The following is a 19,101-nucleotide window of genomic DNA, read 5'->3' on the forward strand; positions in this document are numbered from 1 at the left end:
CCGTGTCGGGAGGCGTCAGGCCTTCTTGGTCTCCCAGAAGATCTCGGCGATCTCGTCGATCTTGGCCAGCAGCTCGTCGGCCTTGCCGGCGTCGAGCTCACCCTTGGTGCCGGTCGCGCCGGCCAGCTTGGTGGCCTCGTTGACGAGGGTGTGGAGCTGGGGGTACTTCTCGAAGTGCGGGGGCTTGAAGTAGTCGGTCCACAGCACCCACAGGTGGTGCTTGACCAGCTCCGAGCGCTGCTCCTTGATCAGGATGGCGCGGGTGCGGAAGTCCGGGTCGTCGTTGTCGGCGACCTTGGCGATGATGGCCTTGACGGACTCGGCCTCGATGCGGGCCTGGGCGGGGTCGTAGACGCCGCAGGGCAGGTCGCAGTGGGCGGAGACCTCGAGGGTGGGGGCGAACATTCGCGCGAACATGCGAGTCCTCTCGTCGTGGGGGAACCCTGCATCCACAGGGGTTCGGCTGCGACACTACTCCGCGTGCCACACGAAGATCGAGCCGTTCATTTCCGGCGGAATCGGGTACCCCGCCTGGGATTCGCGGTGGTGCGCGGCGACTCGATGCTCCCGAGCCTGCGGTCCGGGGACCGGCTCCTGGTCTCCTACCGGCGCGAGGTCCGGCCGGGCGCCGTCGTCGTGGCGCGGTTCGCGGACGGGACGCTCGCGGTCAAGCGCGCCTCGGAGCGTCGTACGACGTCGGCCGGCGCGTCCGGCTGGTGGCTGCTCAGCGACAACCCGGGAGCGGGCGTCGACTCCCGGCACCGGGGTCCGGTGCCCGACGAGCGGGTGCTGGCCGTGGTCGTGGGACGGGTGTGGCCGCGCCCCGGCGCTGTGCCAGACTGAGAGCAGGGAGACCCCCTGGTCCGACGAGTTCCGCGAGCCACCCGCACCGCGTCGAGCTGGACCACCGCGCATCCTCAGCACGGCCCCGAGCCTGGAGACTTCAGACGATCATGAGCACCGACGAGACCGGCCTCTCCCCGACGCGTGCGCCGCACCCGCACGCCGGCGACCCCATCTTCGACCTGCACGTCGGCGGCAAGATGGAGACCCGCTCGACGGTCGCCCTCGCCGGCCCCGACGACCTGTCGCTGGCCTACACGCCCGGCGTCGCGCTCGTGTGCGAGGCGATCGCGGCCGACCCGTCGATGACGCAGCACTACACCTGGGTGCCGAACACCGTCGCGGTCGTCTCGGACGGCACCGCCGTCCTCGGCCTCGGTGACATCGGCCCGGCCGCCGCGATGCCGGTGATGGAGGGCAAGGCCGTGCTGTTCAAGCAGTTCGGCGGCGTCGACGCCGTCCCGATCTGCCTGGCGACGACCGACACCGAGGAGATCATCGAGACGGTGGCGCGGCTCGCCCCCAGCTTCGGCGGCATCAACCTCGAGGACATCTCCGCCCCGCGCTGCTTCGAGATCGAGGCGCGGCTCAAGGAGATGCTCGACATCCCCGTCTTCCACGACGACCAGCACGGCACCGCCGTCGTCGCGCTCGCCGCGCTCGTGAACGCGCTGCGGCTGACCGGGCGCAACCCGGAGTCGACCCGCGTCGTGATCTCCGGTGCCGGTGCCGCCGGCGTCGCGGTGGCGCGGATCCTGCTCGAGGCCGGCATCAAGGACCTCGCGGTGACCGACCGCAAGGGCGTCCTGAACTCCGTCCGGGGCGACCTGACCCCGGTCAAGAAGGCGCTCGCCGTCGACACCGCCGACCACTTCGGCCGCACCGGCACCCTGGCGGACGTGCTCGTGGGTGCGGACGTGTACATCGGCGTCTCGGGGGGCACCGTCCCCGAGGAGCACGTGGCCACGATGGCGCCGGACGCGATCATCTTCGGGCTCGCGAACCCGACGCCCGAGGTGCACCCGGACGTCGCGCACCGCCACGCCCGCGTGGTGGCCACCGGTCGCTCCGACTTCCCGAACCAGATCAACAACGTGCTGGCCTTCCCCGGGATCTTCCGGGGTGCCTTCGACGTGCACGCGACCGCGATCACCGAGGGCATGAAGCTCGCCGCGGCCACCGCGCTCGCGGACCTGGTCGGCGACGACCTCGCCCCCGACCACGTGATCCCCTCGCCGTTCGACCCCCGGGTCGGGCCCGCGGTCGCGACCGCCGTGGCGGCCGCCGCGCGTCGCGACGGCGTCGCGCGCCGCTGACCCTGCACGGTCGGGCCGCTCCCGAGTCCCGGTAGGTTCGGAGAATGTTCTCCGTCTATGCCGACACGTTCTCCTCCGACGACCCGCTCTCCGGCCTCGTGGTCGGTGAGCGGCCCGACCCCGTGGCCCCCGAGGGCTGGACGACCGTGACGGTCAAGGCCGCCTCGCTCAACCACCACGACCTCTGGTCGCTGCGCGGCGTCGGCCTGCGCGAGGAGGCCCTGCCGATGATCCTCGGCTGCGACGCGGCCGGCCACGACGAGGACGGCAACGAGGTCGTCGTGCACGCGGTCGTGAGCGACCCCGACTGGTCGGGCGACGAGACCTTCGACCCGAAGCGGTCGCTGCTGTCCGAGCGCCACCAGGGCACCTTCGCCGACCAGGTGGTCGTCCCGCGCCGCAACGTCGTCCCGAAGCCCTCCTCGCTGTCGTTCGAGGAGGCCGCCTGCCTGCCGACGGCCTGGCTGACGGCGTACCGCATGCTCTTCACGCAGGGGAACCTCAAGGCCGGTGACACGGTGCTGGTGCAGGGTGCCGGCGGCGGCGTCGCCACGGCACTGATCACGCTGGCCCGGGCGGCCGGCCTGCGCGTCCTGGCCACGAGCCGCGACGAGCGCAAGCGCGCGCGGGCGCTCGAGATCGGCGCCCACGACGTCTTCGAGTCCGGTGCCCGGCTGCCGATCAAGGTCGACGCCGTCATGGAGACCGTCGGCCGCGCGACCTGGTCGCACTCGATCCGGGCGCTGCGCCCCGGCGGCGCCATCGTCATCTCCGGCACGACGTCGGGCCCGAAGCTCGACGACGCCGAGCTGACCCGGATCTTCTTCCTGCAGCTGCGGGTGATCGGCTCGACCATGGGCACCCGCGACGAGCTGGCGAAGCTGGTCACGATGCTGGACGCCACCGGCGCCCGCCCGTTGATCGACCGGGCGATCCCGATGACCGACGCCCGCGACGGCTTCGCCGCGATGGCCGACGGCGACGTCTTCGGCAAGATCGTCTTCACGCGGTGACCCGCACCCACCTGGTCACGGGTGCCGGCTCGGGCATCGGGGCGCTGCTCGCCGAGCGGCTCCTGGAGCGCGGCGACGCCGTCGTGCTCACCGCCCGCTCCGAGGCGCGGGCGCACGACCTGCGCGCGGACCTGCCGGGCGCCGAGGTGCTGGTGGCCGACCTCGCCGACCCCGCCGCGGTCGAGGCGCTCGGTCCGCGGCTGCCGGACCGGCTCGACTCCGTGGTGCACGCGGCCGGGGTGGTCGACCTCGGGCCGGTCGCCGAGCTGTCCGCCGCCGCCTGGCAGGAGCAGCTCGCGGTCAACCTGGTGGCCCCGGCGCTGCTGACGCGGGCGGCGCTGCCGGCGCTGCGCAGCGCCCGCGGCACCGTCGTGCTGGTGAACTCCGGCGCGGGTCTGAGCGCCCACCCGACGTGGTCGGCGTACGCCGCCTCCAAGCACGGGCTCAAGGCACTCGCCGACGCGCTGCGCGGCGAGGAGCAGGACGCGGGCGTGCGGGTGACGACCGTCTACCCGGGGCGGACGGCGACGCCGATGCAGGAGAAGGTGCACCGCCAGGAGGGCAAGGAGTACGACGCCGCCGCCTGGATCGACCCCGCCACCGTCGTCGCGACGATCCTGCACGTCGTCGACCTGCCGGGCGACGCCACGATCCCGGACGTCACGCTGCGACCGACGCCGTAGGAGCCGATCGCGCCGCCGGTGCTGCCGGCGTCAGCCGCGCGACTGCCAGTTGAGCGCGCCGATCAGCACCATCCGCAGCTGGGTGCGCGCGGCCTCGACGATCTGCTTCTCGGCGTCGGGGCGCGGGGGAGCGGCCATGATCGCCTCGGCGGTCGCGACCATCGCCATCACGATCAGGTTCGACAGGGTCCGCAGGTCGTCGCCGGACCACGAGCTCGGCCCGGGCAGCCGGGCCAGGTCGGTGGCGAGCTCGCGCTCGCACAGCTCGATCTCGTGCCGGATCGCCTCGCGCACGGCGAGCGGCCCCGCCGCCCGCTCGCGCGCGATGAAGAGGAAGTGCGAGCGCTGCCGGTGCACGTGCTCGACGAGGATCGAGATCGAGCGGTCGACGATGTCGGTGAAGGACGGGTCGCGACGGCGCACGTCGCGCAGCATCGCGCGCAGCGACACGAACGACTCGTCCACCAGGGCCAGGCCGAGGGCCTCGATCGACTCGAAGTGGCGGTAGAACGCGGTCGGGACGATGCCGACCTCCTTGGCCACCTGGCGCAGCGAGAGGGCGACCAGGCTGCTGTCCTCGCAGAGGGCAAGGGCGGCGTCCAGGATGGCGCGCCGGGTGCGCTCCTTGCGCTCGCCCCGGGTCTCCGGGGGAGTCGCCGCCTGCTGTGCCATGCCCTCGATGCTAGTCCTCGGTGAACGGGCGTGCACTCCACGTCACACCGGGAGCGGCGCGTGGCCAGCGTCACCGTGGGTCGTCCTTGACCGTACCCGCGGTATGCGGCAGGGTTTTCAGTGAACGCTTGTTCACTCAATCTGATCCTGCATCGAAGGGAGGCACCCATGAGCATCGCCACCACCATCCTCCGCTCCCGGGCGGTCGCGGCACTCGCGTCGCCCCACGGGGTGGACCGCTACCTCGAGCAGGTGAACCCGATGTGGGCGGCCCACGAGGTCCGCGCCAGGGTCGTCGACGTGCACCGCGAGGTCGACGTCGACGGTCACCCGCCGGTGGCCACGATCACCCTCCAGCCGACGAGCACCTGGCGTGGGCACCGCGCCGGCCAGCACGTCCAGCTCGGGGTCGAGATCGGTGGCGCCCGGCGCACCACGCGCGTCTTCACGGTCTCCAGCCCCGACTCGCGCCACGGCGACCGCTTCACGATCACCCTGCGGGCGAACCCCGACGGCCTCGTGAGCCGCTTCCTCGTGGAGGAGGCCCGGCCCGGCACGATCGTCCACCTCTCGCAGGCGGAGGGCGACTTCGTGCTGCCCGACCACGTGCCCGACCACATCGTGCTCATCTCCGGCGGCTCCGGCATCACGCCCGTGATGTCGATGCTGCGCTCGCTCCAGCGCCGCACCCACCGCGGCCGCATCACGTTCCTGCACTACGCCCAGGGCCCCGAGCACCAGATCTACGCCGCGGAGCTCGACGACATCCGCCGCTCGGGCCACGGCATCGACGTGCACCTGCTCCACCCCGAGCTCGGGGACCCGGCCCTCTCGCCGGCCTGGCTCGGCCGCCTCGTCCCCGGCTACCGCGACGTGCCCACCTGGGCCTGCGGACCGGCCCCGCTGATCGAGGCCGTCCAGGCGGCGTACGACGGCTCCGAGGCGCTCCACGTCGAGTACTTCAAGCCCCCACGCACCGCGACCGGCTCCGCCGAGGGCGAGGTCGCGTTCTCCCGCTCGGGCGCGGAGGCGGCCAACACCGGCGCCTCGCTGCTCGAGCAGGCCGAGGCCCTCGGGCTCAGCCCTGAGTTCGGCTGCCGGATGGGCATCTGCTTCTCGTGCACCTCGCGCAAGACCGAGGGCACCGTCCGCAACGTCCTGACCGGCGAGGAGTCCTCCCTCCCGGACGAGGACATCCGCATCTGCGTCTCGGCTCCCGTCGGCGACTGCGTCGTGGAGCTCTAGCCCCGTCTCGCCCAGTCGGCGCCCACAGACCACCGAAAGGCCATCACGATGACTGCCACCCAGATCAAGCCCAGCACCACGTCGAAGAAGAAGTCCACCGCCCGCCAGTCGGAGGCGCCCACCGTCCCCGGTGACGACCTCTTCGAGCGGCTCACGCCCGAGCAGCTCGAGGCGTTCGGTGACGAGATGGACGCGATCCGCCAGCGGGTCATCTCCCAGCTCGGGGAGGAGGACGCGGCGTACATCCGCAACGTCGTCAAGCGCCAGCGCCAGTTCGAGGTCGCCGGCCGGGCGCTGTTCTACCTGCCGCCGGCCTGGCCGCTCGCCGTGGCCGCGCTCAGCGTCTCCAAGATCCTCGACAACATGGAGATCGGCCACAACGTCATGCACGGCCAGTACGACTGGATGGGCGACCCCGGCCTGAACTCCCGGATGTACGAGTGGGACAACGTGTGCCCCTCGGAGCAGTGGAAGTACAGCCACAACTACATCCACCACACGTTCACCAACATCCTCGGCAAGGACCGTGACGTGGGGTACGGCATCCTGCGGATGGACGAGGAGCAGCCGTGGCGCCCGTACTACCTGGGCAACCCGGTCTACGCGCTGCTGCTGATGACGTTCTTCGAGTGGGGCGTCGCGATGCACGACCTCGAGGTCGAGAACATCGTGGCCGGCAAGCGCAGCATCGCCGACAACAAGCCGCTCTACCCGGGCCTGATGCGCAAGATCCGCAATCAGGCGCTCAAGGACTACCTGCTGTTCCCCGCGCTGACCGGTCCGCTCTTCCCGCTGACCCTCGCGGGCAACGCGACGGCGAACCTGGTCCGGAACATCTGGGCCTTCAACATCATCTTCTGCGGCCACTTCCCGGCCGGGGTCTCGACCTTCTCCCAGGAGGAGTGCGAGGACGAGTCGCGCGGGCACTGGTACTACCGCCAGCTGCTCGGCTCGGCCAACATCACGGGCAGCAAGCTCTTCCACGTGATGACCGGCAACCTGTCGCACCAGATCGAGCACCACCTGTTCCCGGACCTGCCGGCGCGCCGCTACCCCGAGATCGCCGACGAGGTCCGCGAGATCTGCGAGCGGTACGGCATCGCCTACAACACCGGCCCGCTCGGTCGCCAGCTCGCCAGCGTCGCGAAGAAGATCTGCCGCCTGGCGCTGCCCGACCGGCTCACCGGTCGCGGGTCCCGGGACGCGGACGTGGTGGCCGACGACGCCGTCGCGGCCTGAGGATGGACGCATGAGCGACCACCTCAGCAAGGGCGAGATCCGCAAGGACGCCGTGCAGGGCGCCGTCCAGGCCGCTGCCACGACCGTGGGCCAGGTGACCTCGATCCTCACCGGCGCCGTCCGCGACGTGGCCGAGGCCCTGGGCGGCTTCGCCACGGAGATCTTCGAGATCCGTGACTCCGCGCGGAAGGCCGCCGGCGACCACGAGGAGTGACGTCCGGTCCAGACCTGTGGTTCGGGTCACCCGGGCGGGGGTACGAGTCGGTCCTCGGGGACGGGGGTTCAGGTTTCGCACCGGACCGTGGGAGGGCTCATGGACACGACCTTTGCAACGCACTACGACCCGGGCACGAGCACGCTCGAGCTCACCGGGACGTTCGACCACGCTGCCTGGGCGCTGGTCGACGCCGAGATCGACCGCGCGTTCCGGCGTACGGCGTGCCGGCTGACGATCGACCTGTCCCGCGCCACCGACGTGCCGCCGCACGCGGTCGGGCGCCTCGTCCACCTCTGCAACTGCGCCTACCCCGGCACCATCGTGCGGGTCGCCTCGCGCTCGCGTGCCGCCGTGCAGGTGCCCGCGCCTGTCGCTGCCTGACGACGTCCGCTCGGGCGCGCCTCAGCCGAACGACATCCGGAAGCCGGCCATCCGCACGGACGCGACCGCGCGCTGGCCGCGCAGCCAGCCGAGCGGGCCGTCGCCGGCGAACTCCCAGGTGCCGCGGCACGGCAGCGTCCTGGCCGAGCCGCGCATCGTGGCGGTCCGCTCCTCGCCGCCGGTCTCGGCGATGCCGGGCTGCCAGGTGCCGCCCCTGAAGGGGAGGCGTACGGCGGCCCGGGAGACGTCCGTGAAGCGCGCGTGTGCGATCGGGCGGCGCTCGGCGCTGGCCGACCACTCGGTCCGGCAGAGCGGGCCGGTGTGCGAGGACTCCAGGGTGAAGTCGCACAGGTCCTTGGGGATCGCCCACAGCTCCCGGCCGCCGAGCATGGAGGCGGGGGAGTCGACCCAGATGTTGCTGATCGAGACCCGCCGGCCGTGCTCGTCGGAGCGCACCGGGTGCGCCACGAGGAGCTCGGAGTAGGTCAGCGAGCTGCCCTCCTCGTAGCTCACGAAGGCGGCGCCGTGGATCCCGTCGGGGTGCCCGGCCACGCCCTTCACGCGGAAGAGCGAGAGCCACATCTGGCCGACCATGGGCCAGGGGGCGGGGGGATAGGTGCTCATGCCCCCACCCTGTCAGGCGCCGGGGCGCTCAGTCGTCAGGATCGTCGAGCCGGGCCAGCCACGTGGCGAACCTCTCGACCGGCGTCTCGAACTCCGGGTGCGTGTCGGTGAACTCCTGCAGGCGCTCGGCGAGCCACGCCAGGGTGACCTCCTCGTCACCCCGGCGCTTCTCGAGCTCCTCGATGCCGCGATCGGTGAAGTACATGGTGGTTGCTCTTCCTCCTGCGCTCACGGTGTCTCGACACGGCGGTCGCGGCCTCGCAGGCTCGGCCGCGCGCCTGCTCGACCTCCCTGAGATCCGGATCCGTCCTCGTTCCTCGGACGGCTCCGCTCAGTGAAATGCCCGGTCGAGCAGGTCCTTCTGCTCGGCCGTGTGCCGCTTGACGGTGCCGACGGACGGCGAGGACGAGGCCTCCCGGGTGACCGGCTCGACCTGGGCGTCGACCTCGGGCCACACGTTGAGCGCGTAGTGCGGCCACGGGCCCATGTTCGAGGGCTCGTCCTGCACCCAGCGGACCGCCTTGAGGTGCGGGTAGCGGGCGATCTCGGCCTTGATCTCGTCGATCGGGCGCGGGTAGAGCTGCTCCACGCGCGCGATCGCGAACCGCTCCGGGTTCTCGCGCTTGGCCCGGTCGACCATCAGGTCCCACGTCACCCGGCCCGAGCACAGCAGCAGCGTGTCGACCTTGTCCTGGTCGGCCGCGGCGTCGCCGATGAAGGGGCGGAACGTCCCGCTGGTGAAGTCGGACGGCTGCGAGGCCGCCTCCTTGCGCTTGAGCATCGACTTCGGGGTGAAGACGATCAGCGGGCGGTGCTCCTCGCCGAGCGAGTGCTGCCGCAGCAGGTGGAAGTACGACGCGGGCGTGGACGGCTGGGCGACGACGAAGGCCTCGTCGGCGCACATCGCCATGAACCGCTCGATCCGGGCGGAGGAGTGGTCCGGGCCCTGGCCCTCGTAGCCGTGCGGCAGCAGCAGCACGACGCCGGACTCCTGGCGCCACTTGGTCTTGCCGGCGGTGATGAACTCGTCGATGACGGTCTGGGCGCCGTTGACGAAGTCGCCGAACTGCGCCTCCCAGAGGACGAGCGCCTCGGGACGGGCCACGGAGTAGCCGTACTCGAAGCCGAGGGCGGCGTACTCGCTGAGCAGCGAGTCGTAGACGTAGAACTTGGCCTGGTCCTCGGTCAGCGAGGTCAGCGGCGTCCACTCGTCCGCGTTGAGCCGGTCGATGATCGTCGCGAACCGCGAAACGAAGGTGCCACGGCGGGAGTCCTGGCCGGCCAGGCGGACCGGGCGGCCCTCCATGAGCAGCGCGCCGAAGGCGAGGATCTCGCCGGTGCCCCAGTCGATCGGCCCCTCGGTGATCGCGGCGGCCCGGCGCTGCAGCTGCGGCATCACCTTCGGGTGGACGGTGAAGCCCTCGGGCGGCGTGACGTAGGCGTCGGAGATCCGCTTGAGGACGTCGACGGACACGGCCGTCTCCGTCTCGCCGGCCGGCTTGTCCGGGTAGTCCGGGACGGTCGTCCACTCGGACGGCTGGCTGCTGGCCTCGCGCACCTCGGTGAAGACGCGCTCGAGCTGCTGCTGGTAGTCGCGCAGGACCTGCTCGGCCTCCTCGATCGTGATGTCGCCACGACCGATGAGGGACTCGGTGTAGAGCTTGCGGACCGAGCGCTTCTGCTCGATCAGGTCGTACATCAGCGGCTGGGTGTACGACGGGTCGTCACCCTCGTTGTGACCGCGACGGCGGTAGCAGACGAGGTCGATGACGACGTCCTTGTTGAACGCCTGGCGGTACTCGAAGGCGAGCCGGGCCACCCGGATGCACGCCTCGGGGTCGTCGCCGTTCACGTGGAAGATCGGCGCCTGGACCATGCGGGCGACGTCGGTGCAGTAGAGCGACGAGCGCGAGGAGCCGGGCGAGGTGGTGAAGCCGACCTGGTTGTTGACGACCACGTGGATGGTGCCGCCGGTGCGGTAGCCGCGCAGCTGGGAGAGGTTGAGCGTCTCCGCGACCACGCCCTGGCCGGCGAACGCCGCGTCGCCGTGCACGAGCAGCGGCAGCACGGGGAACTCGCCGCCGCGGTTGAGCACGTCCTGCTTGGCGCGGGCGATGCCCTCGAGCACGGGGTCGACGGCCTCGAGGTGGGACGGGTTCGCGGCCACGGAGACCTTGATCTTGTCCTTCGAGCCCGCGACGAACTCGCCCTCGGCGCCGAGGTGGTACTTCACGTCGCCGGAGCCCTGGACCGTGCGCGGGTCGATGTTGCCCTCGAACTCGCGGAAGATCTGGGAGTACTTCTTGCCGACGATGTTGGCGAGCACGTTGAGGCGGCCGCGGTGGGCCATGCCGATCGCGACCTCGTCGAGGTGCGCCTCGGCGGCGGCCTCGCAGAGCTCGTCGAGCACGGGGACCGTGGTCTCGCCACCCTCGAGGCTGAAGCGCTTCTGGCCGACGAACTTCGTCTGCAGGAACGTCTCGAAGGCCTCGGCCTGGTTGAGCTTCAGCAGGATGCGGAGCTGCTCCTCGCGGGGCGGCTTCACGTGCGGCTGCTCGACCCGCTCCTGGATCCAGCGGCGCTGCTCGGGATCCATGATGTGCATGTACTCGATGCCGGTCGTGCGGCAGTACGAGTCGCGCAGGATGCCGAGGATGTTGCGCAGCTTCATGAACGGGCGACCCTTGCCGCCGAACGAGCCGGTGGCGAACTCGCGGTCGAGGTCCCACAGCGTCAGGCCGTGCTGCTCGATCTCGAGGTCGGGGTGGCTGCGCTGGCGGTACTCGAGCGGGTCGGTGTCGGCCATCATGTGGCCGCGCACGCGGTAGGCGTGGATCAGCTCGAGGATCCTGGCCTGCTTGCTGATGTCGTCGTCGTGCGTGGTCGCGATGTCCTTGGACCAGCGGATCGGCTCGTAGGGGATCCGCAGCGACCGGAAGATCTCGTCGTAGAAGCCGTCCTCGCCCAGCAGCAGCTGGTGCAGGCGGCGCAGGAACTCGCCGGACAGGGCGCCCTGGATGACGCGGTGGTCGTACGTCGAGGTGAGCGTCATGACCTTGCTGACGGCGTTGCGCGTCAGGGTCTCCTCGGAGGCGCCTTGGTACTCGGCGGGGTACTCCATCGCGCCGACGCCGATGATCGCGCCCTGGCCCGACATCAGGCGGGGCACCGAGTGCACGGTGCCGATGCCGCCGGGGTTGGTCAGCGAGATGCTGGTGCCCTGGAAGTCGGCCACGGTGAGCTTGTTGTCGCGCGCCTTGCGCACGACCTCCTCGTAGGCGGTCCAGAAGCCGGCGAAGTCCATCGTCTCGGCGGCCTTGATGCTCGGCACCAGGAGCTGGCGCGAGCCGTCGGGCTTCGGGACGTCGATGGCCAGCCCGAGGTTGATGTGCGCGGGGGTGACGAGGTTGGGCTTGCCGTCCTTGACCTCGAAGCCGACGTTCATGTCGGGGATCGAGCGCACCGCCTGCACCAGCGCGTAGCCGATGAGGTGCGTGAAGGAGACCTTGCCGCCGCGGGCGCGGGCGAGGTGGTTGTTGATGACGGTGCGGTTGTCCCAGAGCAGCTTCACCGGCACCGAGCGGACCGACGTCGCGGTCGGCACGGTGAGGGAGGCGTCCATGTTCGCCGCCGTGCGCGCGGGCGCTCCGCGCAGGACGGTGTACGTCGGCTCGTCGCTCGCCGCGGCAGGGGCAGCGGTCTTCGACTCCTTGGGCACCGGGTTGCTGGTGCCCTTGGCGGGCTCGGCGGCCTTCGCGTCGGGGCGCGGCTTGGCCTGGGCGGCCGGCGCGCTCTTGGCCGGCTCGGCCTTGGCGGGCTCGGCCTTCTCGGGGGCCTTCTCGGGGGCCTTGTCGGCGGCCTTCGGCGCGGCCGCCGGCTTCGACGCGGCCTTCGGGGCCTGCTGCTTCGCGGGCTCGGCGGCCTTCGCGGGGGCGGAGCCGTTGCCGGCGCCGTTCGCGGTGCCGTTGCTCAGCCCGTGGTCCTTGAAGTACTGGACCCAGGTGGCGTCCACGCTCCCCGGGTCGGACGTGAACTGGTCGTACATCTCCTCGACCAGCCACTCGTTGGCGCCGAAGTCGGCGGAGGGCTGTTCAGGGGACTGGGGGCCTGACGACTGCGGCACGACTTGCTTCGCCTCTTCCGGGAGCGCGCGGGGATGAGTTCAGTCCTCAAGGCTAGACCCACACGCCAGCAAATGCCGAGGGAAGGGTGGCCTTTGGGGCAGGGTGTTGCGCGAGCCACACGACAGGGAGATTCACGAGCATGAGAACACCCGCCCGAACGGGCGCACCTGTGGCCGCCGTGCTGCTGGTCCTGGCGCTCCTCGCGGGGGCCTGCAGCGGCGACGACGGGGGCGACGGTCCCGGTGCCGAGGCCTCGGCCACCGCGACCGGCAGCGCCGCGGCCGACGAGCCCGCGCCGATCACCACCACCGCGTCGCTCGGCGTGCTGACCGGGAAGCTGGGCAGGAAGGACCGGGCCCGCTTCACGAAGGCCGTCACCCGGGTCGTCGACGACTGGATCGACGCGGCGTACCTCGACGGGGACTACCCGCGCGGCGACTTCAGGGCCTCCTTCCCGCACTTCACGACCGGCGCCCGCGCCGAGGCGCTCCGTGAGAGGGACCTGATGACCAACCAGGACGTCGGCCGCCGCATCGACGGCGTCACCGCGACCCGCCGGGTGCTGCACATCGACGCACTCGTGGTGCGCCACCGGCCGGTCGGGGCCACGGCTCGCTTCGTCCTGCGGCTGCGCACGACCGGCGACCTCGAGCGCCGCATCGAGGTGGCCGGCCGCCTCTTCCTCACCCAGCACCACGGCTGGCGGATCTTCGGCTACGACGTCCACAAGGGAGCCCTGACGTGAGCACGCCCCACCCGCGCCGGAGCACCCGCTACCCGCGCCTGCTCCGCTGGGCCGCCCTCGCGGCCGTCCTCGGTCTGGCCGCGCTGGTCGTGCCGGCCTCCGCGGTGAAGCCGACCGAGGTCGCGCTGGTGAAGGTGCACCGCGGCTCCGGGGTCGACGTGAGCCCGGACGTCGTGTGGATCCTCGCGGTCGGCTCCGACGCGCGGCCGGGGGAGAACATGACGCGCACCCGCGGCGACGCCCTCCAGCTGATCGGGATGAACACCCGCACCGGGGCGGCCGCCGCCATCGGCGTACCCCGCGACTCCTACGTCTCGATCCCCGGCCACGGCTACGACAAGATCAACGCCGCGCTGTACTTCGGCGGCCCCGACCTCCTCGGGCAGGCGGTCGGCAACCTGGTGGGCATCCAGCCGGACTACGTGTTCGTGTCGCGCTTCCCGTTCTTCATCGACATGGTGCGCTCGATCGGCGGCATCGAGGTGCGCAACCCGGTCGCCTTCGCGGACACCTACCTCAAGCCGAAGGGCTTCCGGGCCGGGCGCATCCACCTGAGCGGGTACGACGCCATGGCGTTCGCCCGCACGCGCCACGACCTCATCCGCGGGGACTTCGACCGCTCCGCCAACCAGCAGCGGGTGCTGCGCGGCATCCAGGCCAAGGTGCGGGCCCGCGCGGACCGGCCCGGCTTCATCGAGCGCGGCGTGATGAACGTGATGGAGCACCTCTACACCGACCTGCCGCCGGCCGAGCTGTTCCGGCTCGCGCAGGCGATGGCCCAGGTGGAGCCCGCGAAGATCACCACCTGCGTCGTCCAGGGCAGCATCGGCGAGGCAGGCGGAGCCAGCATCGTGCGGCCGTTCACCAGCCAGGCGCGGATGCTCGGCAACGAGGCCCGCAAGGACGCGACGCTCGAGCACTGCTGAGCCCGCGCCGACGTACGAACGACCCCCCGACCAGCAGGTCGGGGGGTCGTCCGCGTGGGGATCAGTAGGCGAAGATCCGGCTCTGCGCCTTGGCCAGGTCGATGACGAGGTTCTCGTCGACCAGCGTGAGCCGCAGCGCGGTGACGGTGTTGCTGCTCTTCTCGAAGGACAGGCCCTCGAGGTAGCCGATGTCACCGAGGTTGACCGTCTTGCCCGGGCCGGGGGCCGCGACCGTCTCGCCCTGGTAGGTGATCGAGCCGACCGAGCCCGAGTGACCGTTGGTGATGTCACCCTTCCTGTTCATCCGGGCCGTCGACCGCGCGACGATGTCGTTGAGGGTCAGCTGGAGCGAGGGGATGCTGATCTCGCCGATCCGCTGGACCTCCAGGCCGCGCGCGCTGCCGTCCGGGCGCTGCCGGCCCATGAACGTGTAGTCGATGTCGGTGGCGCCGATCAGCAGGCCGCCGGGCGCCACGCTGGCCGAGTCGAGGTGCCGGTGGGCGGTCCGGCCGCGGGTGCCGGCGCACGGGATCGTCTTGGGCTTGACGGCGCCGAAGTGCAGGACGCCGTCCAAAGCGCTCACCTCGAGCGGCATCGACGTGGAGCGGAAGACGCCGGCCGGCGTCGGGCCGCCGATGACCGCCCGCGCCTGGCCCAGCTGGAGCGACTGCTCCTCGCCGGTCGCGTCGATGACGAACTGCAGGGCCTTGGTGTCGGACTCGGCGCCGTACTTGCCGGCGTGGCCCTTCATGTAGCCCATCGCGATGCTGCCCAGCTGCGGGATCTCGATCGGTGCGCCGGCCTGCTGGAGCACGTCGATGACCTGTCCGGTCAGCTGGTTGCCGGTCTGCTCGAGGGTGTCGAGCAGGTCGGTCAGCTCGGGCGGGATCGGGACACCGTTGTCGGTCAGCACGCTGACGTCGATGGCCAGGGTGGGGGCCGTGAACGACTCCTTGTGGCCGTAGCCCTGGGCGGTGTGGAAGGCGTCGGCCGTCGTCTGCAGGCCCTTGAGGGTCACGATCGGGGTCGACTCGTCCTGGCCGGGGAGCGTGCCACCGAGGGTGATGTCGCCCAGCGTGTTGACCGCGCGGACGCCGTACCGGCCGTTCTTCGCGTAGCTCAGCGTCCGGCTCGTCGACTCGGACAGAGAAATGAGGGAGTTCTCCGGTGCCGTCAGCTTCCCGCTCGCGTCGACGACCCGGTCGACCTTGCGGGTGCACCGCAGGGGCGCCTCGGCCTCGCGCAGCGACAGGTTCTCCACGTTGCCGGTGATCAGGCGGGCGCCGACGGCGGTGCCCTTGTAGCCGTAGCCGGTGATCTTGCCCGGGCGCTCGGCCCGGCCCTGCTGGGCGGAGGCGACCGGACCGGCCGTCAGGGTGGCGGCCACGGCCGCGCAGATGGTGGTGGCGGCGAGCGCGCGCCGGACGGTTGGCTTCACTGCGGGATCTCCCTCGGGTGTGGCGACAGTGGGAGGCCGGGATGGGGGCTCCGGCCCGTGCCCGCGCCCCCGAGGACGACGAGCGCTGACTCAACGAGATCTTGTTCCCGTGGTCACGTCGCGGGACCGAGGTCGCACCAGATCGGCCGAGCCGTCTGGACCGCACGGCAAAACTGCCGTGGAAAGGTTCCGCGGGCACGCCCCGCGGGTGCACACTGCTCGGTCCTCCGAGGCGGGGGAGGTGGCTGCGCCGGGGCTGCGCGCGGGCCGGGCAGGGCGGAGCCGGACCCGGTGAGGGTCCGGCCGGCCGGATCTCCGGAGAGATCGAAGGGTGCCCCCGGCAGGATTCGAACCTGCGGCACCTGGTACCGGAAACCAGTGCTCTATCCCCTGAGCTACGGAGGCATGCTGCCGCGACGTACGCCGTCGTGGTGGCTGCCCGAACCCTACCGTCGACCCCCGACCGGGATGCAATCGGCCCGGGATCGGGCGGCGATCCCACCAGCGATATCGATGCGGGGCGGTGAAGCGGGCGCCGATACGCTGGGGTGGTGACTCCCGAGCAGCTCTCCACCACGATCGTCGACGTCCTGACGACCCTCTCCGACCGGGGTGACCTCACCCTGCCCGAGGGCGTCCCCACGACCGTGACGGTGGAGCGCCCGCGCCAGAAGGGGCACGGCGACTACGCCACCAACGTGGCGCTGCAGCTCGCCAAGAAGGCCGGCACCAACCCGCGCGACCTCGCCACGCTGGTCCAGCAGGGGCTCGAGGCGGCCGACGGCATCGCCGCGGTCGAGATCGCCGGGCCCGGCTTCCTCAACATCACGGTGGCGGCCGGCGCCCAGGGCGTGGTGGCGGCGCAGGTCGTCGACGCCGGCGCGGCGTACGGCGGCAGCGACGCGTTCGCGGGCGAGAGGATCAACCTCGAGTTCGTCTCCGCCAACCCGACCGGCCCGATCCACATCGGCGGCGTCCGGTGGGCCGCGGTCGGCGACGCGCTGGGCCGGATCTTCACCGCGACGGGCGCGCAGGTCACCCGGGAGTACTACTTCAACGACCACGGCGCCCAGATCGACCGGTTCAGCCGGTCGCTGCTCGCCAGCGCGCTGGGCCAGCCCGCGCCGGAGGACGGCTACGGCGGCGCCTACATCCACGAGATCGCCGCGGCGGTCGTGGCCAAGGAGCCCCAGGTCAAGGACCTCACCGATGCCGAGGCGCAGGAGGTCTTCCGCGCCGAGGGCGTCGAGATGATGTTCGAGGAGATCAAGCAGAGCCTCCACGACTTCGGGGTCGACTTCGACGTCTACTTCCACGAGAACAACCTGCACCGCAGCGGGGCCGTCGACCGGGCCGTGGCGCGGCTGGGCGAGCTCGGCAACACCTACGAGAAGGACGGCGCGGTCTGGCTCGCCACCGAGAGGTTCGGCGACGACAAGGACCGGGTGATCATCAAGTCGGACGGGGAGGGTGCCTACCTCTCCGGCGACCTCGCCTACTACCTCGACAAGCGCGAGCGCGGCTTCGACCGGTGCCTGATCATGCTCGGCGCCGACCACCACGGCTACGTCGGCCGGATGAACGCCATGTGCGCGGCGTTCGGCGACGAGCCCGGCACGAACCTCGAGATCCTGATCGGCCAGATGGTCAACCTGCTCCGCGACGGCCAGCCGCTGCGGATGTCCAAGCGCGCCGGCACCGTCGTGACCATCGACGACCTCGTCGAGGCCATCGGCGTCGACGCCAGCCGCTACGCCCTGGCACGCTTCAGCTCCGACTCCAACATCGACCTCGACCTGGACCTGTGGGCGCGGCAGACCAACGACAACCCGGTCTTCTACGTCCAGTACGCCCACGCCCGGGTCTCCGGCATCCTCCGCAACGCGGGCGAGCTCGGCATCGCCTGGGGCACCGACTCCTTCGACCCGGCGCTGCTCGCCCACGAGAAGGAGGGCGAGCTCCTGCGGGCGCTGGCCGAGCTCCCGCGCGTGGTCGCCAGCGCCGCCGAGCTGCGCGAGCCGCACCGCGTCGCCCGCTACCTCGAGGACACCGCCGGGGTCTACCACCGCTTCTACGACAGCTGCCGCGTGCTCCCGATGGGGGACGAGGAGGTCAACGACCTCCACCGGGCCCGGCTGGTCCTCGTGGCCGCGACGCGCACGGTGCTCGCCAACGGTCTCGGCCTGCTCGGCGTCTCGGCGCCCGAGCGGATGTGAGCGGCTGATGCGCGCGCACGAAGCAGGCTGGGCCCATGCCGAGGGCGCCCTCAAGGGGCCCTCGTGGCTGCGGGAGCCCGCAGACGCCAACGAGCTGGTCCGCCACCTGTGGTCGACGACGGCTCGCAAGGCCGACGGCGTCCTCGAGGTCGGCGGGGTGTCGCTCGCGGCGCTGGTCGCGGAGCACGGCTCCCCGGCGTACGTCCTCGACGAGGACGACTTCCGGGCCCGCGCCCGGGCCTTCCGCGACGCGTTCGCGGCGTACGACGTCTACTACGCCGGCAAGGCGTTCCTCTGCACCGCCGCCGCGCGCTGGATCGCGGAGGAGGGGCTGAGCCTCGACGTCTGCTCGGGCGGCGAGCTCACCGTCGCCGAGCGTGCCGGGGTCGACCCGGCCCGGATCGGCTTCCACGGCAACAACAAGACCCCCGCCGAGCTGCGCCGCGCGGTCCGGCTCGGGGTCGGGCGGATCATCGTCGACTCCTTCGTCGAGATCGAGCGGCTGGCCGCGATCGTCGCCGAGCTCGGGGCGACCGCGGGCGTGATGGTGCGGGTGACCGCCGGCGTCGAGGCGCACACCCACGAGTACATCGCCACGGCCCACGAGGACCAGAAGTTCGGCTTCTCGATCACCAACGGCCAGGCCTTCGACGCCGTCCGGGCCGTCCTGGACGCGCCGGGGCTGGAGCTGCTCGGCCTGCATTCCCACATCGGCTCGCAGATCTTCGACTCGTCGGGCTTCGAGGTCGCCGCCCGCCGGGTGCTCGCGCTGCACGCCCGGATCTCCACCGAGCTCGGCGTGACGATGCCCGAGATGGACCTCGGGGGCGGCTTCGGGATCGCCTACACGACCCAGGACGACCCGTCCGACCCGTCGCAGCTCGCGACCGAGATGAGCAAGATCGTCGAGCACGAGTGCCGCGCCCTCGGCATCCCCGAGCCGCGGCTCTCGATCGAGCCCGGGCGCGCGATCGTCGGGCCCGCCATGTGCACGGTCTACGAGGTGGGGACGGTCAAGAAGGTCGCGCTCGACGGGGGAGCGGTCCGCACCTACGTCTCCGTCGACGGCGGCATGAGCGACAACATCCGCACCGCGCTCTACGACGCCGACTACTCCTGCACGCTCGCCTCGCGGCACTCGGACGCACCGGCCGTGCTGACGCGCGTCGTCGGCAAGCACTGCGAGGCCGGCGACATCGTGGTCAAGGACGAGTTCCTGCCCGGCGACGTCGCGGAGGGGGACCTGCTGGCGGTGCCGGGGACGGGTGCCTACTGTCGCTCGATGGCCTCCAACTACAACCACGCGCTGCGACCGCCGGTGATCGCAGTCCGGGACGGCGTCGCACGGATCGTCGTGCGCCGCGAGACTGAGGACGACCTGTTGGCAACCGACGTGGGAGACGTTTCGTGAGCACCGGC

18 protein-coding genes and 1 tRNA gene are annotated in these 19,101 nt (G+C 71.5%); 12 read left to right on the forward strand and 7 right to left on the reverse strand.

Annotation, left to right across the window (positions count from 1 at the left end):
- Positions 1-15: 15 nt before the first annotated feature.
- A complete protein-coding gene (sodN, locus tag H5V45_RS17735) occupies positions 16-417 on the reverse strand; it encodes a superoxide dismutase, Ni (protein WP_185254152.1) in 402 nt (133 codons plus the stop codon).
- Positions 418-480: 63 nt separating this feature from the next.
- Here sodN and H5V45_RS22465 point away from each other — a divergent pair, with 63 nt between their 5' ends.
- From H5V45_RS22465 to H5V45_RS17755, 4 genes are all read left to right on the forward strand, one after another.
- Complete coding sequence (locus H5V45_RS22465; RefSeq protein WP_343061614.1) at positions 481-843, forward strand: S24 family peptidase; 363 nt, start codon at positions 481-483, stop codon at positions 841-843.
- 110 nt (positions 844-953) lie between these two features.
- Positions 954-2,159, forward strand: a complete 1,206-nt coding sequence (locus tag H5V45_RS17745) for an NAD(P)-dependent malic enzyme (protein WP_185254153.1) — start codon at positions 954-956, stop codon at positions 2,157-2,159.
- 44 nt (positions 2,160-2,203) lie between these two features.
- Positions 2,204-3,172 (forward strand): zinc-binding dehydrogenase, encoded by a 969-nt coding sequence (locus tag H5V45_RS17750; protein ID WP_185254154.1) that lies wholly within the window; start codon positions 2,204-2,206, stop codon positions 3,170-3,172.
- Positions 3,169-3,855, forward strand: coding sequence for an SDR family oxidoreductase (locus H5V45_RS17755; RefSeq protein ID WP_185254155.1), 687 nt, complete (start codon positions 3,169-3,171; stop codon positions 3,853-3,855). Before H5V45_RS17750 ends, H5V45_RS17755 begins: the two co-directional genes overlap by 4 nt.
- 30 nt (positions 3,856-3,885) lie before the next feature.
- Here the strand turns inward: H5V45_RS17755 and H5V45_RS17760 are convergent, their stop codons facing one another.
- The gene (locus H5V45_RS17760; RefSeq protein WP_185254156.1) at positions 3,886-4,527 is read right to left on the reverse strand and encodes a TetR family transcriptional regulator; all 642 of its coding nucleotides are present in this window, start codon (positions 4,525-4,527) and stop codon (positions 3,886-3,888) included.
- A 168-nt stretch (positions 4,528-4,695) separates the two neighbouring features.
- Here H5V45_RS17760 and H5V45_RS17765 point away from each other — a divergent pair, with 168 nt between their 5' ends.
- The 4 genes from H5V45_RS17765 to H5V45_RS17780 all read left to right on the forward strand — a co-directional run bounded on the left by H5V45_RS17765 (position 4,696) and on the right by H5V45_RS17780 (position 7,609).
- A complete protein-coding gene (locus H5V45_RS17765) occupies positions 4,696-5,772 on the forward strand; it encodes a ferredoxin reductase (protein WP_185254157.1) in 1,077 nt (358 codons plus the stop codon).
- A gap of 48 nt (positions 5,773-5,820) precedes the next feature.
- A complete protein-coding gene (locus H5V45_RS17770) occupies positions 5,821-7,011 on the forward strand; it encodes a fatty acid desaturase family protein (protein ID WP_185254158.1) in 1,191 nt (396 codons plus the stop codon).
- Between the two features lie 10 nt (positions 7,012-7,021).
- Positions 7,022-7,225, forward strand: a complete 204-nt coding sequence (locus H5V45_RS17775; RefSeq protein ID WP_185254159.1) for a hypothetical protein — start codon at positions 7,022-7,024, stop codon at positions 7,223-7,225.
- A gap of 99 nt (positions 7,226-7,324) precedes the next feature.
- Positions 7,325-7,609, forward strand: a complete 285-nt coding sequence (locus H5V45_RS17780) for a hypothetical protein (RefSeq protein WP_185254160.1) — start codon at positions 7,325-7,327, stop codon at positions 7,607-7,609.
- Positions 7,610-7,630: 21 nt separating this feature from the next.
- On the opposite strand, the gene H5V45_RS17785 is transcribed toward H5V45_RS17780, so the two are convergent.
- From H5V45_RS17785 to H5V45_RS17795, 3 genes are all read right to left on the reverse strand, one after another.
- Positions 7,631-8,233 (reverse strand): acetoacetate decarboxylase family protein, encoded by a 603-nt coding sequence (locus H5V45_RS17785; protein WP_185254161.1) that lies wholly within the window; start codon positions 8,231-8,233, stop codon positions 7,631-7,633.
- A 28-nt stretch (positions 8,234-8,261) separates the two neighbouring features.
- Positions 8,262-8,438 (reverse strand): DUF6104 family protein, encoded by a 177-nt coding sequence (locus H5V45_RS17790; RefSeq protein ID WP_185254162.1) that lies wholly within the window; start codon positions 8,436-8,438, stop codon positions 8,262-8,264.
- Between the two features lie 126 nt (positions 8,439-8,564).
- The gene (locus H5V45_RS17795) at positions 8,565-12,356 is read right to left on the reverse strand and encodes a multifunctional oxoglutarate decarboxylase/oxoglutarate dehydrogenase thiamine pyrophosphate-binding subunit/dihydrolipoyllysine-residue succinyltransferase subunit (protein ID WP_185254163.1); all 3,792 of its coding nucleotides are present in this window, start codon (positions 12,354-12,356) and stop codon (positions 8,565-8,567) included.
- 140 nt (positions 12,357-12,496) lie between these two features.
- On the opposite strand from H5V45_RS17795, the gene H5V45_RS17800 reads away from it, so the two are divergent.
- On the forward strand, positions 12,497-13,102 hold the full coding sequence (locus H5V45_RS17800; RefSeq protein WP_185254164.1) for a hypothetical protein: 606 nt from the start codon (positions 12,497-12,499) through the stop codon (positions 13,100-13,102).
- Positions 13,099-14,028 carry an LCP family glycopolymer transferase gene (locus H5V45_RS17805; RefSeq protein ID WP_185254165.1) on the forward strand — a complete coding sequence of 310 codons (930 nt, stop codon included), beginning with the start codon at positions 13,099-13,101 and terminating at the stop codon, positions 14,026-14,028. Before H5V45_RS17800 ends, H5V45_RS17805 begins: the two co-directional genes overlap by 4 nt.
- Positions 14,029-14,089: 61 nt before the next feature.
- On the opposite strand, the gene H5V45_RS17810 is transcribed toward H5V45_RS17805, so the two are convergent.
- Complete coding sequence (locus tag H5V45_RS17810; protein ID WP_185254166.1) at positions 14,090-15,466, reverse strand: hypothetical protein; 1,377 nt, start codon at positions 15,464-15,466, stop codon at positions 14,090-14,092.
- 332 nt (positions 15,467-15,798) lie between these two features.
- Positions 15,799-15,871 (reverse strand) — tRNA-Arg (locus tag H5V45_RS17815).
- Positions 15,872-16,017: 146 nt separating this feature from the next.
- Here H5V45_RS17815 and argS point away from each other — a divergent pair.
- Positions 16,018-17,682, forward strand: coding sequence for an arginine--tRNA ligase (gene argS, locus H5V45_RS17820; protein ID WP_185254167.1), 1,665 nt, complete (start codon positions 16,018-16,020; stop codon positions 17,680-17,682).
- A gap of 7 nt (positions 17,683-17,689) precedes the next feature.
- Positions 17,690-19,093 (forward strand): diaminopimelate decarboxylase, encoded by a 1,404-nt coding sequence (lysA, locus tag H5V45_RS17825; protein WP_185254168.1) that lies wholly within the window; start codon positions 17,690-17,692, stop codon positions 19,091-19,093.
- Positions 19,094-19,101 lie beyond the last annotated feature (8 nt).

The sequence above is a fragment of the Nocardioides luti genome (assembly GCF_014212315.1).
Lineage (GTDB): Bacteria > Actinomycetota > Actinomycetes > Propionibacteriales > Nocardioidaceae > Nocardioides > Nocardioides luti.